General features: G+C 66.1%; 10 protein-coding genes. 7 read left to right on the plus strand and 3 right to left on the minus strand.

Annotated elements, in window-relative coordinates; genetic code table 11:
• Positions 1-222: 222 nt before the first annotated feature.
• Both RF641_RS04000 and RF641_RS04005 read right to left on the minus strand, forming a co-directional pair.
• Positions 223-1,611, minus strand: a complete 1,389-nt coding sequence (locus tag RF641_RS04000) for an MFS transporter (RefSeq protein ID WP_047118495.1) — start codon at positions 1,609-1,611, stop codon at positions 223-225.
• Between the two features lie 321 nt (positions 1,612-1,932).
• Positions 1,933-3,336, minus strand: a complete 1,404-nt coding sequence (locus tag RF641_RS04005) for an NAD(P)H-quinone dehydrogenase (protein ID WP_047118494.1) — start codon at positions 3,334-3,336, stop codon at positions 1,933-1,935.
• A gap of 134 nt (positions 3,337-3,470) precedes the next feature.
• Between RF641_RS04005 and RF641_RS04010 the strand changes: the two genes are divergently transcribed.
• From RF641_RS04010 to RF641_RS04040, 7 genes are all read left to right on the plus strand, one after another.
• The gene (locus RF641_RS04010) at positions 3,471-4,271 is read left to right on the plus strand and encodes a purine-nucleoside phosphorylase (RefSeq protein ID WP_047118493.1); all 801 of its coding nucleotides are present in this window, start codon (positions 3,471-3,473) and stop codon (positions 4,269-4,271) included.
• A gap of 75 nt (positions 4,272-4,346) precedes the next feature.
• Positions 4,347-6,065, plus strand: a complete 1,719-nt coding sequence (locus RF641_RS04015; protein WP_424572549.1) for a phospho-sugar mutase — start codon at positions 4,347-4,349, stop codon at positions 6,063-6,065.
• Positions 6,066-6,108: 43 nt separating this feature from the next.
• A complete protein-coding gene (gene deoC, locus RF641_RS04020) occupies positions 6,109-6,795 on the plus strand; it encodes a deoxyribose-phosphate aldolase (protein ID WP_120989897.1) in 687 nt (228 codons plus the stop codon).
• A 32-nt stretch (positions 6,796-6,827) separates the two neighbouring features.
• Positions 6,828-7,085 carry a hypothetical protein gene (locus tag RF641_RS04025; RefSeq protein ID WP_053797537.1) on the plus strand — a complete coding sequence of 86 codons (258 nt, stop codon included), beginning with the start codon at positions 6,828-6,830 and terminating at the stop codon, positions 7,083-7,085.
• 122 nt (positions 7,086-7,207) lie between these two features.
• A complete protein-coding gene (locus RF641_RS04030; protein WP_424572550.1) occupies positions 7,208-7,375 on the plus strand; it encodes a hypothetical protein in 168 nt (55 codons plus the stop codon).
• Between the two features lie 145 nt (positions 7,376-7,520).
• Positions 7,521-9,419 carry a heavy metal translocating P-type ATPase gene (locus RF641_RS04035; protein WP_424572551.1) on the plus strand — a complete coding sequence of 633 codons (1,899 nt, stop codon included), beginning with the start codon at positions 7,521-7,523 and terminating at the stop codon, positions 9,417-9,419.
• Positions 9,420-9,426: 7 nt separating this feature from the next.
• Positions 9,427-9,921 (plus strand): tetratricopeptide repeat protein, encoded by a 495-nt coding sequence (locus tag RF641_RS04040; protein WP_424572552.1) that lies wholly within the window; start codon positions 9,427-9,429, stop codon positions 9,919-9,921.
• On the opposite strand, the gene mfd is transcribed toward RF641_RS04040, so the two are convergent.
• On the minus strand, positions 9,918-13,532 hold the full coding sequence (gene mfd / locus RF641_RS04045; protein ID WP_424572553.1) for a transcription-repair coupling factor: 3,615 nt from the start codon (positions 13,530-13,532) through the stop codon (positions 9,918-9,920). The two genes, RF641_RS04040 and mfd, sit on opposite strands and share 4 nt — an antisense overlap.
• Positions 13,533-13,591 lie beyond the last annotated feature (59 nt).

Consider the following 13,591-nt stretch of genomic DNA (forward strand, 5'->3'; position numbering starts at 1 on the left):
CTCACCTCTGGATGTTTGGCGCGACACTGCCATGCTTCCACGTTCGAACGTCGTTTGTAAGGGCTGCCGGCCCGAGGCCTTGTCCCAGAGAAAATACCGCTGTGTGCATGGAACCGAGTTACAGGGTGGGCATTGCCTGCTTAAGCGGGCGAAAGGCCCGCATCAACCCCAACGGGTTGACGCGAGCCTTTCGATTGTTTTATCAGGCGGAGCCGCGACGAATTACTCGACGAACTCTTCCATGTCCACGTCCGAGGTATCCCGGGTCATGAACAGCGCGATCAAGGTCAGGACTGCACCGATGGCCAGGTAGATGCCCACGCCCACGGTGTTGCCGCCACCGGCGTTCCACAGTGCGATGGCCACGAAGGAGGCCGGGGCCGCGCCGATCACGGAGGACATGTTGTAGGCGATGGCCGACCCGGTGTAGCGGACGTTCGACGGGAACAGCTCCGGCAGGTAGGCGGCCATCGGGCCGAAGGTCAGGCCCATCAGGGTGAAGCCGACAATCAGGCCCACCATGGCGGCGCCCTGGCCCGGTCCGAAGAACAGCGTCCAGCCGGCTCCGAAGATCAGGATGGCCACGGTGACCCAGATCAGGAACTTGCGGCGGCCGAACTTCTCGGCCAGCGGGCCGGAGGCCACGGTGAAGATGCCGAAGAACACTACGCCGATGATCAGCATCGTCAGGAAGACCGGACGGTCGATGCCGAGGCCCGGAACGAATCCTGCCGCGTCGAAGACCTTGCCCTTGGCCTCGGCCGCGGCACGGGCCGCTTCCTCGGTGGCCGGGGCGGTGCCGTAGGTCAGGGTGAAGGAAGTCATCAGGTAGAACAGCACGTAGGTGGCCACCATGATGAAGGTGCCGGCGACAACCGGGCGCCAATGGTGCTTCATGGTCGCCTTGAACGGCGACTTAAGGACCTTGTCCTGGGAAACCACCTTCTGGAAGGACAGCGATTCAACCAGCTTCAGACGGACCCACAGGCCGATGATGACCATGACTGCGGAGAAGTAGAACGGAATGCGCCAGCCCCAGGCCATGAACTGCTCTGGCGTCAGCGAGGTCTGCAGGAAAACGAACATCAGGTTGGCGATGATGAAGCCGACTGGGGCTCCCAGCTGCGGGAAGGTGCCGTAGACGGCGCGCTTGTTCTTCGGGGCGTTCTCGGTGGCCAGCAGCGCGGCGCCCGACCATTCACCGCCCAGCGCCAGGCCCTGGGCGAAGCGCAGCAGCACCAGCGCCAGCGGGGCCAGCACTGTCCACATGCCCTGGGCCGGCGGCAGGAAGCCGATCAGGAAGGTGGAGATGCCCATCAGCAGCAGGGACGCGACCAGGGTGCCCTTGCGGCCCAGCTTGTCGCCATAGTGGCCGAAGACGACCGAGCCCAGCGGGCGGGCCAGGAAGGCCACGCCGAAGATGGCGAACGAGGAGAGGATCGCATTGATCGTCGTGGCATTCGGGAAGAACAGGGCCGGGAAAACCAGCACAGATGCAGTGGCATACGCGTAGAAGTCGAAGAACTCGACCGTGGTGCCGATCATGCTGGCGAACAGCACCCGGCCACGGGTATTCTCCTTAGGCGCTACCGCGGGGTTGGCCTTCGACATGGAGGCGTCTCCTTAGTGATGAGCGAGAATCGAATGTAACAATCCTATGCCCGGGTGCTCAGCATACGGATATCCATGTCCAGCATTTGGACAACTCATTCGATTGCGTCAATCTCTAACCCTTTATTCGACATCCCACTTGCGAAAATACGCATACCCTCGAATCCGGCACGATTTGTAATGTATTCGCATACTCCAATATCAGAGCAATGGCGTCTTAGGAAGAGCCTGGCAACAAGTCAGTTTTAGTCGAGGTCACAAACGAGAAGAGCCGCCGCTCGTCCGGAAGTCGGAAGAACGGCGGCTCTGCGCATGCGGCGCTTAGCTGTGGCGATGCAGGCGGCGTGCCGCCTCGGCCAACGAGCCGGAGAGCGACGGGTAGACCGTGAAGGTCTCAGCCACGTCATCCACATGCAGCGAATTCTGCACGGCGAGAGCCAAAGAGAAGATCAGTTCGCTGGCGCGCGGCGCCACGACCACGCCGCCGATGACGGTTCCGGACCCCTTGCGGGAAACGATCTTGACGAAGCCCTGGTCCACGTTCATCATCTTCGCGCGGGCATTGGTGTTCAGGTCGACCTTGATGATGTTGGCCTGGTACTTGCCTTCGGCCACGGCCCGCTGGGTCACGCCGACGGTGGCGATCTCCGGGGAGGTGAAGATGTTGGAGGCCACCAGGTCGAGGTTCAGCGGCTTGACCGAGTCGCCCAGCAGGTGGGCGACGGCGATGCGTCCCTGCATGGCGGAGACGGAAGCCAGCGCGAACACACCGGTGCAGTCGCCGGCGGCGTAGATGTTGGTGGCGGTGGTACGGGATACGCCGTCAACCTGGATGTGTCCCGACTTGGTCAGCTGCACGCCGGCCTCTTCCAGGCCCAGGCCTTCGGTGTTGGGAATGGAACCCACTGCGACCAGGCAGTGGCTGCCTTCCAGCACGCGGCCGTCGGCCAGGGTCACGAAGACCTTGTCGCCCTTGCGCTCCACGCCTTCGGCGCGGGCCTGGGCCACGACGTTCACGCCATTGGACTTGAACACGTCCTCCAGCACGCCGGCCGCGTCCGCGTCCTCGCCTGGAAGCACGCGGTCGCGCGAGGAGACCAAGGTCACCTTGGCGCCCAGCAGGTTGTAGGCGGAGGCGAACTCGGCACCGGTGACACCGGAACCGATGACGATCAGGTGCTCGGGCACCTCGTTCATGTTGTAGATCTGGGTCCAGTTGAAGATGCGCTCCCCGTCCGGCTTCGCGGTCGGAAGCTCACGCGGATGGGCGCCGACCGACAGCAGGATCGCGTCGGCTTCGACGGTCTGCTCGGATCCGTCGGGGCGGGAAACCTGGACGGTGCGGTTGTCCACCAGGCGGCCTTCGCCAATGATGATGCGCACGCCGGCACGTTCGAGGGTGGTGCGGATATCACCGGACTGCTCCTTGGCAAGGGCCAGCAACCGGTGGTTGACCACCGAAAAGTCGGTTACTGCCGAATCCAGTCCGTCCACGTGGACGCCGAAGGTCTCCGCGTGCTTGACGCGGCGCACCGCGTCCGCGGTGGCGATCAGGGTCTTCGACGGCACAACGTCGGTCAGCACGGCTGAACCACCCATGCCCGCACGTTCCACCACGGTGACATTGGCTCCCAGCTGGGCCGCGCCCATGGCCGCTTCATAGCCGCCGGGACCGCCGCCGAGAATTACCAATCGGGTTGCTTCATTCCTACGTTCTGCGCTCACGCTTCCTATTGTTCACCATGGGCGGATATTGCGCACATCGCCGCCGTTGGCCGCCGGGCGTGATTTTGGTTGTGAAGCACTGGTTTCGCCTGACAAAGCGCCTTGTGGACGGTAGCGTATTTCACGTGACTGATATGCATAATGACCCACAAGTTCTCGCTGCCGAGGCTGCCCAGGCGATCGCCGAGCAGACCGGAGTAGCAAAGCATGACATCGCCCTGGTCCTGGGCTCCGGCTGGGGACAGGCCGCAGAGCTGGTCGGCGAAACCACCCACACGCTGGACGCCACCACGATTCCGGGCTTCCACGCCGCCGCGGTCCCAGGCCACAAGGGCACCATTTCCTCGATCCTGACCGAATCCGGCAAGCGCGTGCTGGTGCTCGGCGCCCGCACCCACTTCTACGAAGGCCGCGGCGTGCGCGCGGTGGTCCACCCGATCCGCACCGCGGCGGCTGCAGGCTGCACCCAGCTGGTGCTGACCAACGGCTGCGGCGGCCTGAACGAAAACTGGGCCCCGGGCACCCCGGTCATGATCTCCGACCACATCAACCTGACCGCTGCCTCCCCGCTGGAGGGCGCGACCTTCGTCGACCTGACCGACCTGTACTCCTCGCGCATCCGAGGCATCGCCCGCGAGGTCGATTCCACCCTGGACGAGGGCGTGTACGCCCAGTTCACCGGCCCGCACTACGAGACCCCTGCCGAGGTGCAGATGGCCAAGCGCATCGGCGCCGACCTGGTGGGCATGTCCACCGCGCTGGAAGCCATCGCCGCACGCCATGCAGGCATGGAGATCTTCGGCATGTCCCTGGTGACCAACCTGGCTGCCGGCATCAGCCCGGTGCCGCTGAGCCACGAGGAAGTCATCGAAGCCGGCCAGGCCGCCGGCCCGCGCATTTCCAAGCTCCTGGCGCAGATCATCGCCCGCCTCTAGGCCCGGGCCGGGGCGGCGGCCAACCGGTCGCCGCTTCGTAACGCGCGTGTGAGTAAGAACTAGGCAGGGAGAAGAATGGAAAACGTATCCGCACAGGGCCAGCTGCTTGAGACTGCGACCGCTTGGGCGGCCGCGGACCCGGACGAGGCGACCCGCACCGAGCTGCAGGAGCTGGTTTCCCGCGCGGGGACCGACGCCGCGGCAATGGAGGACCTGGCCGACCGCTTCAGCGGGGTGCTGGAATTCGGCACCGCCGGGCTGCGCGCCGAATTGGGCGCAGGACCCATGCGGATGAACCGCGTCGTGGTGCTGCGCACCGCAGCGGGCATCGCCCGCTTCCTTGAGCAGCAAGCCGACGGGGCCTACACCCCGAAAGTGGTCATCGGCTTCGATGCCCGCTACAACTCGGACGTATTCGCCCGGGATTCGGCCGCCGTATTCACCGCCGCGGGCTTCGAGGTGCTGCTGATGCCAGCGCCGCTGCCCACCCCGGTGCTGGCCTGGGCGGTACGCCGCTTTGCTGCGGAAGCCGGCGTCATGGTCACCGCAAGCCACAACCCTCCGCGCGACAACGGCTACAAGGTCTACGTCGGCGGCCGCGCCTCTAACGACGCCGGCCGCGGTGCGCAGATCGTCTCCCCCGTCGACGCCCGGATCGCGGAGCTGATCGACCACGAGCAGCCGGTCTCGCGGATCCCGCAGGCGGACTCCGGATGGCTGGTGCTGCCCGCCACGGGCGCCGAGGGCGATATCGAAGCCGAGTACCTGGCCGCCATCGGCCCGGTCATCGAAGCGCAGCCGGACCGCGACCAGCTGCGCGTGGTGGTCAGCGCCATGCACGGCGTGGGCGGGCACACCATGCGCCAAGCCCTGCTGAACGCCGGATTCAGCGACGTGCACATGGTCGCCGCGCAGGAGCATCCGGACCCCGAGTTCCCCACCGTGAAGTTCCCCAACCCCGAGGAGCCGGGCGCCATCGACCTGTCGCTGGAACTGGCTCGCGAAGTCGGGGCGGACCTGGTGATCGCCAACGACCCGGACGCCGACCGCTGCGCCGCGGCAGTGGAGGACCAGGGCGCCTGGCGCATGCTGCGCGGCGACGAAGTGGGCTGGCTGCTGGGCGACCACCTGGCCACCCGCCTGCCCGAGGGCCGCAAGCTGGGCAATTCCATCGTTTCCTCGCGCATGCTGGCTGCCATCGCCAAGGATGCAGGGCGCGAGCATGAGGAAACCCTGACCGGCTTCAAGTGGATCTCCCGCGTGGAGAACCTGGGCTTCGGCTACGAGGAGGCGCTGGGCTATTGCGTCGCCCCGGATCTGGTCCGCGACAAGGACGGCATCTCCGCCGGCGTGATGCTCGCAGACCTGGCCGCGCAGCTGAAGGCCGCCGGAAGCAGCATCCCGCAGCGGCTGGATGAGCTGGCAGCCCGCCACGGCGTGCACGTGACCGACCAGCTCTCCCTGCGCTTCACCGACCTAGCGCAGATTCCAGTGCTCATGGACAAGATCCGCACCAATCCCCCGGAGCATCTGGGCGGATCCGCGGTCAGCGAGGTCACCGACCTCTCCCAGGGCTCCGAGAAGCTCCCGGCCACCGATGCCATGGTGCTGCACACCTTCTCCGGTGCGCGGGTCATCATCCGCCCGTCGGGAACCGAGCCGAAGCTGAAGTGCTACCTGGAAACCATCGAGCCGGTGGATGACATCGAACAGGTCGCCCAGGCGCGCCTCGATGCCACGACCCAGGTCCTGGCCATCAAGGAACAACTGGCCGCGTACCTGAACGCCAATTAATACCTGCCGCCACAGAACGCGGCACCAACAATTCGAGGACATCATGACTGAACTAAGCGCCCGCGACATCGCCGGCTACATCGACCACACCCTGCTGGCGGCCAACGCCTCGCGCGAGCAGATCGTGGCGATCTGCGAGGAAGCCAAGAAGTACGAATTCAAGTCCGTGTGCGTGAACCCGGTGTGGACTTCGACTGTCGCCCGCGAGCTGGAGGGCTCGGACGTCCTGACCTGCACGGTGATCGGATTCCCCCTGGGCGCCTCCGCCACCGCCACCAAGGTGTTCGAAACCACCCAGGCCGTTGCCGACGGCGCGAACGAGATCGACATGGTCATCGACATCGCCGCCGCACTGCGCGGGGACCGCGACGCACTGGTCAATGAGATCTTCGCCATCGCCCAGGCCGCCCACGAGGGCGGAGCGATCCTGAAGGTCATCATCGAGACCTGCCTGCTGACCGAGGACGCGAAGGTCCTGGCCTGCGAAGCAGCCAAGGCCGCCGGTGCCGATTTCGTCAAGACCTCCACCGGTTTCTCCACCGGCGGCGCCACCGTGGAAGACGTGGCCCTGATGCGCCGCACTGTCGGCCCCGAGATGGGTGTGAAGGCTTCGGGCGGCGTGCGCAGCCTGGAAACCGCGCGTGCAATGATCGAAGCCGGTGCAACAAGGCTAGGTTCCAGCTCAGGAGTTGCTATCCTAGAGGGAGAGCAAAGCGGTTCCAGCTACTAGGCAGCCGCACCGAAAGCCAACAAGGAGCAAAAGTGTACTCGAACGGCAAGAACACTGCCCATTCCGGTGAAGGTCGCCTGGCAGGCAACCTGGTCGCCTTCGTTATCTTCTTCGCAGTCTTCGCAGGCGCGTTGTACTCGCTGTCGTTCTGGTCTTTTGAAAACGCCTGGATCCCGTCCATCCTCTGCTTCGGCCTGACCATCATCGCCTTCGCAGTGCCGATGCACATCATGGGCCGCGGCGACAAGGCCGAGGAACTGGTTGCCTCCGCTTCGGAGTTCCAGAAGTAAAAATGCTTCATCACAGCGGGGAGGCCTTCGGGCCTCCCCGCTGTTGCTTTAACCGGGGTTCGGCCCAGGTCCCAGGCGCTGGTTCCGGCGCGGCCGGCATCCCGGCCCGTAGTGTAGGATCCATGAATCCATTGATACCCAACGCGTTTGAAGTCATTGTCCTCTACATTGTCCCGCTGATTGTCACCGTGGTTCTGGCCGTCGTGGTCTACAAGCTCATCAAGGGTCCAGCGAAGGAAACGAACCGCCGCTGGATGTCCGAGGACCAGGATCCCGGCCAGGACTCCTAGGCGGATGAGAAAAGCTGTCTGATATTTCCGGCACGACTGGCCCGTTGAACTTCATCCACGAACTTATCCCGGCTCCGTACCGGCCATCGTTGCTATGGTGAGATCATTCGGTTCACAGGCGCTGACCAGTCGATAGGGAGACATCGTGAAGCTGGGACAACAGATTCGACGCTATCCGCTGTTGGCCGTTGCGGTCATCGCCCTGCTGGCCACCGGTGCCACGGCCCTGGCCGGCATGGACACCGCCAGCCGGTGGATCGCATGGACTGCCATCGCAGTCGCCGTGCTGTGGATCGGCACGGGAATGGTCAAGGATCTGCTGCGCGGCCGCTACGGGCTGGATATCCTGGCGCTGGTGGCGATCATCGCCTGCCTGCTGGTCGGTGAGTACCTGGCCTCCCTGATCATCGTGCTGATGCTTTCCGGCGGCGAAGCCCTGGAGGACTTCGCCCAGCGCCGGGCCACCGGCGAGCTCTCCGCGCTGCTTGACCGCTCTCCCCTGCAGGCCCACCTCGCTGCCGACGAATCCGGCCAGGATGTCACCGACGTCCCGGTGGAGCAGGTGGAAGTCGGGGACCTGCTGCTGGTGCGCCCCGGCGAGCTGGTGCCGGTTGACGGCCTGATGCGTTCCGAGGCTGGAAGCTTCGACGAATCCTCGCTGACCGGAGAACCGGTTCCGGTGGTCCATGCCAGGGGTTCCGAGGTGATGTCGGGTTCGGTCAACGGGTCGCAGGCCGTGTACCTGCAGGCGCTGCGGCGCAGCGGCGACAGCCAGTACCAGCAGATCATCGCGCTGGTGCGGCAGGCTCAGGATTCCAAGGCGCCGGTGGTGCGCTTGGCCGACAAGTTCGCGGTTCCCTTCACCCTGCTTTCATTGCTGATTGCCGGGATCGCCTGGGCGGTGTCCGGGGATCCGGTGCGTTTCGCCCAGGTCCTGGTGCTCGCCACCCCCTGTCCCCTGCTGATTGCCGTGCCGGTCGCCTTCCTGGGCGGCATGTCCCGTGCATCCACAGAGGGTGTGGTGGTCAAGGGCGGCGCCGTGCTTGAGCAGCTCGCCAAGGTACGCAGCGCCGCCTTCGACAAGACCGGTACCCTGACTGCGGGCCGCCCTGCGCTGGTGGGCATCCAGACCCAGCATGACCCCGACGAACTGCTGCAGCTCGTGGCTTCCGCCGAGCAGTTCTCTACCCACGTCATGGCCGCAGGCCTGATTGCGGCGCTCACCGACCGCGGGCTGCCGCTGCTCCCGGCGGAAGACGCGCAGGAAGTCGCCACCAACGGCGTCAGCGCCCTGGTGGACGGACGCCGGGTGGCCGTGGGCAAGCCGTCGTTCATCGCCGCCTTGGACCCGTCCCTGCAGCGGGTCGAGCTTGAACCCGGGCAGTCAGCAGCCTACGTCGCGGTGGACAACAGCTTCGCCGGCGTGATCCTGATGGCTGACGCGCCGCGCCCGGAGGCCTCCGCGGTGCTGCGCTGGATGCGCGACCACGGCGTGGAGAACCAGGTCATGCTCACTGGCGACGTGGAGCAGACCGCGCAGGCAGTTGCCTCCCAGGTGGGCATCGGCAAGATCGAAGCGGAGCTTCGCCCGGGACAGAAGGTGCAGCTGCTCAAGGACATGCAGCCCCGGCCGGTGCTCATGCTGGGCGACGGCACCAACGACGCCCCGGCGCTGGCCGCCGCGGACATCGGCATGGCGATGGGTTCGCGCGGTTCCACCGCTGCCGGGCAGGCCGCCGACGCGGTGGTCCTGCGTGATTCGCTGGAACCCGTGGCCCAGGTGATGGCCATCAGCCGCTACACCCTGAGTGTCGCGCACAGCGCCATCTGGATCGGCATCGGTCTGAGCGTGGGGCTGATGCTGGTCGCCACCACGGGCGTGATCCCGGCCGTGACCGGAGCCCTGCTGCAGGAAGTCGTGGATCTGGTGGTCATCGTCTATGCGCTGCGCACGCTGCGCGGACCCCGCCCCGCCAACTTCCACGGCGCGCTGCCGGCCCCCTCGACCGTCGCCTTGGCGCAGCATGTGCGCAGCAGGGACTGAGTTGATCATGGATTCTTGGCAACAACGGCTTGATGACTTTTGGCAAGCAGCCCCGAGCAGGGATGCCATGACGCTGGGTGTGGAGCTGGAGCTCCTTGTGGAGTCCGGGATTCCTGCCGGGCATGCGGCATTCGAGCGGGCCAGCCTGCACGACTACCTCGGCGAGGAGGAACAAGCGATACCGCTGTACCGGATGGCTCTGGAAAGCGGGACGCTGAGCCCTGCCAAATGCAGCGAGGCAAGAATCCAGCTCGCCAGCAGCCTGAGGAATATCGGTGAACCCGGACCGGCGGCCGCAGTGCTCCAGGACATCGGGCCCGACGACCCGCTGCATGCCGATGCGCAGGCGTTCCTGGCGCTCGCGCTGTTCGACGCCGCAGAAGCGTCGGAGGCGTTGAAAACCGCTCTGACGGCGCTCGCACCGGCCCTGCAACTTTATGCTGGACCGGTGCGCCGCTACGCGCAGGAGCTAGGGAACAGGCATCTGCCCGAAACTCGCTAGCCCTTGGCCGCAGCTGCCGGGGTCGGCTCGAAGATCGCGTAGACCAGGTTCTCCGCCCAGTCCAGCATGGCTTCGTCCGCCAGGTCCCGGCCGCCGACCGGCGAGGTCTTGGGCTTGGGAATGAAGATGGAGTTCAGCGCCGGCTTGTTCGCCGACCCCGGGTACAAGCGTTCCAGGCGCACCTGGCGACTGGCTGGCAGGTCCTCGATCTTCGCCGGCGACAGCTTGATGTGGTTACCGACCTGCTGGATGTCGTGAAGCCCCACCGCGCGGGCGCGGATGCGCAGGGCCGCAACGCGCAGCAGATTCTCCACCGGCAGCGGGAGCTTGCCGTAGCGGTCTTCGAGCTCCTCGCGGACCTCGGCCAGCGCCTCGCTGGTTTCCGCGGAGGCGATGTTCCGGTAGGCCTCCAGGCGCAAGCGCTCCCCCGGCACGTAGTCGTGCGGCAGGTGCGCGTTGACCGGCAGGTCGATCTTCATCTCCGTGGCTTCTTCCTCGCCCTCGCCCTTGTAGTCGGCAACCGCCTCGCCGACCAGGCGCAGGTACAGGTCGAAGCCCACCCCGGCGATGTGGCCCGACTGCTCGCCGCCGAGCAGGTTGCCGGCGCCGCGAAGCTCCAGGTCCTTCATGGCCAGCTGGTAGCCCGAGCCCAGCTCGTTGTGCGCGGCCACGGCCTTCAGGCGTTCCAGGGCCACCTCGCCCAGCGGCTTCTCCGCGTCCCACAGGAAGTAGGCGTAGGCGCGTTCGCGGCCGCGGCCCACGCGTCCGCGCAGCTGGTGCAGCTGCGAGAGCCCGTAGTTGTTCGCTCGGTCGACAATCAGCGTATTGGCGTTGGAGATGTCCAGGCCGGTTTCGATGATGGTGGTGGAGACCAGCACGTCGAACTTCTTCTCCCAGAAGTCCTGGATGATCCGTTCAAGCCGCGACTCGCTCATCTTGCCGTGGGCCACCTCTACGCGCGCCTCGGGAACCAGCTCGCGCAGTTCCGCGGCGACCCGGTCGATGGAGGAGACGCGGTTGTGCACGAAGAACACCTGGCCGTCGCGCATCAGCTCGCGCTTGATCGCGGCGCTGATCTGCTTGTCGCTGCGCGGACCCACATAGGTGAGCACCGGGTGGCGCTCCTCCGGCGGGGTGGCCAGGGTGGAGGTTTCGCGGATGCCGGTCAGGGACATCTCCAAGGTGCGCGGGATCGGGGTGGCGCTCATGGCCAGCACGTCCACGTTGGTGCGCATCTTCTTGAGCTCTTCCTTGTGCTCCACGCCGAAACGCTGCTCCTCATCGATGATCACCAGGCCGAGGTTCTTGAACTCCACGGTCTTGGACAGCAGGCGGTGGGTGCCGATCACGATATCCACGCTGCCGTCCTTGAGCCCGGCCAGGATTTCCTTGGATTCCTTGGCGGTCTGGAAGCGGGAGAGCGTCTTCACGCGGACCGGGAAGCCCGAGTAGCGTTCGGTGAACGTCTGGTAGTGCTGGGAGGCCAGCAGCGTGGTGGGCACCAGCACGGCGACCTGCTTGGAGTCCTGCACGGCCTTGAACGCTGCGCGCACCGCGATTTCGGTTTTGCCGAAGCCCACGTCGCCGGAGATCAGCCGGTCCATCGGGATTTCCTTCTCCATGTCCGCCTTCACCTCGTTGATGGCGGTGAGCTGGTCGGGGGTCTCGATGAACGCGAAGGCCTCCTCCAGTTCGCCCTGCCACGGGGTGTCGCTGGCGAATGCGTGGCCGCGGCTGGCCATGCGCGCGGAGTACAGCTTGATCAGGTCTCCGGCGATCTCCTTGACCGCCTTGCGGGCCTTGGACTTGGTGCTGGCCCAGTCGGAACCGCCCATCTTGGAGAGCGTCGGGGCCTCGCCGCCCACGTAGCGGGTGATCATGTGCAGCTGGTCCATCGGGACGAAAAGCCGGTCCCCTGGCGCGCCGCGCTTGGAGGAGGCGTATTCGACCACCAGGTATTCGCGCTTGGCGTCCTTGCCGGCGCCGTTGACCTTGCGGGACACCAGTTCCACGAACTTGCCGATGCCGTGCTGCTCGTGGACGATGAAGTCCCCGGCCTGCAGGCTCAAGGGGTCCACGGCATTGCGCTTGCGCTTGACCGTGAGCTTGCGGGACTTGCGGTTCGGGTAGGCGCTGGAGCGTCCCAGCAGGTCCGCCTCGGTCAGCAAACCGGTTTTAAGCTCCTCGAACACGAACCCGCGACCGGCGGCGGCCTGGGTGATTTCGATCAGCCCTGCGGTGGGCTCGGCCGAGAGGTCTTCCACGCGGTGGGCAGGGATCTTGTATTCGCCGAACAGCTCGGACAGGCGCGCGGCCGGGCCGGGGCCTTCGGTGGCAACCACCAGGCGCCAGCCGTCCGCCACCCGGGAGGCGATGAATTCCATCATCGCTTCGATATCGCCCTGGTAGCCGTGCGGTTCGCGGGCCGGGACGCGGATGGTCGCAGCGCCCAGGTCCAGTTCCTCGTCGGAGCCCAGCGAGGTGACCGCCCACCAGGAGACCTTGGCCTGGCGCGCGTGCTCGACGGTCTGGGCGAGCGAAGCGAAATCGCCGGTTTCGAGCTTGCGCCCGGCTTCGGCCGTGCTCAAATCCAGCGGGGCGCTGGCTCCGTCCGAGGCCGAGGCCCAGGCCGCGGCCAGGAACTCGGCGTTGGTTTCGTTCAGGTCGTGGGCGCGGGCGCGCACGCGTTCGGGCTCCATGACCAGTGCGATGGAGGATTCGGGGAGCAGGGAGAGCAGCGGCACCATCTTGTCCACCAGCAGCGGGGCCAGGGACTCCATGCCTTCCACCGCGATGCCTCCGGCGATCTTGGTGAGCATTTCAGTGGCGGCCGGGAAGCTGGCCTTGAGGTTCGCCGCGCGGCTCATCACCTTGGGGGTGATGAGCATTTCACGGCACGGGGTCGCGGTGATCGATCTCGGCCCGGCCCCGTCGTGGGAGCGCTGGTCTGCGATGGAGAAGTAGCGCATCGTGTCGATCTGGTCGCCGAAGAAGTCCACGCGCACCGGATGCTCCAGGGTGGGTGGGAAGACATCGATGATGCCGCCGCGCACTGCGAATTCGCCGCGGTGGGTCACCATGTCCACCCGGGCGTAGGCCGCCGCGGCCAGGTCCCGGATCACGGTGTCGAAGCCGGGCTCGGCATCCAGTTCAAGGGTGACCGGGCGCAGCTCGCCCAGGCCCGCCACCAGCGGCTGCAGCACGGCGCGGATCGGCGCAATGATGATCTTCAGGTCCGGGTCCCCGTCATGCAGCCGGCGCAGTACCTCCAGGCGACGGCCCACGGTGTCGCTGCGCGGGGAGAGCCGTTCGTGGGGCAGGGTTTCCCAGGAAGGGAATTCGGCAACGTGCTTGGACGGGAGGTAGGCGGCCAGCGACGCGGAGATGTCCTCGGCCTCTCGGCCGGTCGCGGTGACGATCAGCGTGACCGCGCGCTCGTGTCCTTCGGACAGGCCCTGGCTGACGTGGGCTCCGAGAATCGGGCGCATGCCCTGCGGCGCCGCGATCTCCAGCTCTTCGCTGCGGGTCGAAAAGCTTTGTGATGCACCTTGGCGGATACGGCGGAATGACGATTCCTCGCGCAGGAAATCATGAAGTCCAACTAGGCTCATGCGGCTTTCGTGTCCTCTCGGGCAGGTTAGGGGCCAACGCGCACGAGGCGTTCAGCCCG

The sequence above is a fragment of the Arthrobacter sp. 'calajunan' genome (genome assembly GCF_046940185.1).
In the GTDB taxonomy this organism is placed as follows: domain Bacteria; phylum Actinomycetota; class Actinomycetes; order Actinomycetales; family Micrococcaceae; genus Glutamicibacter; species Glutamicibacter soli.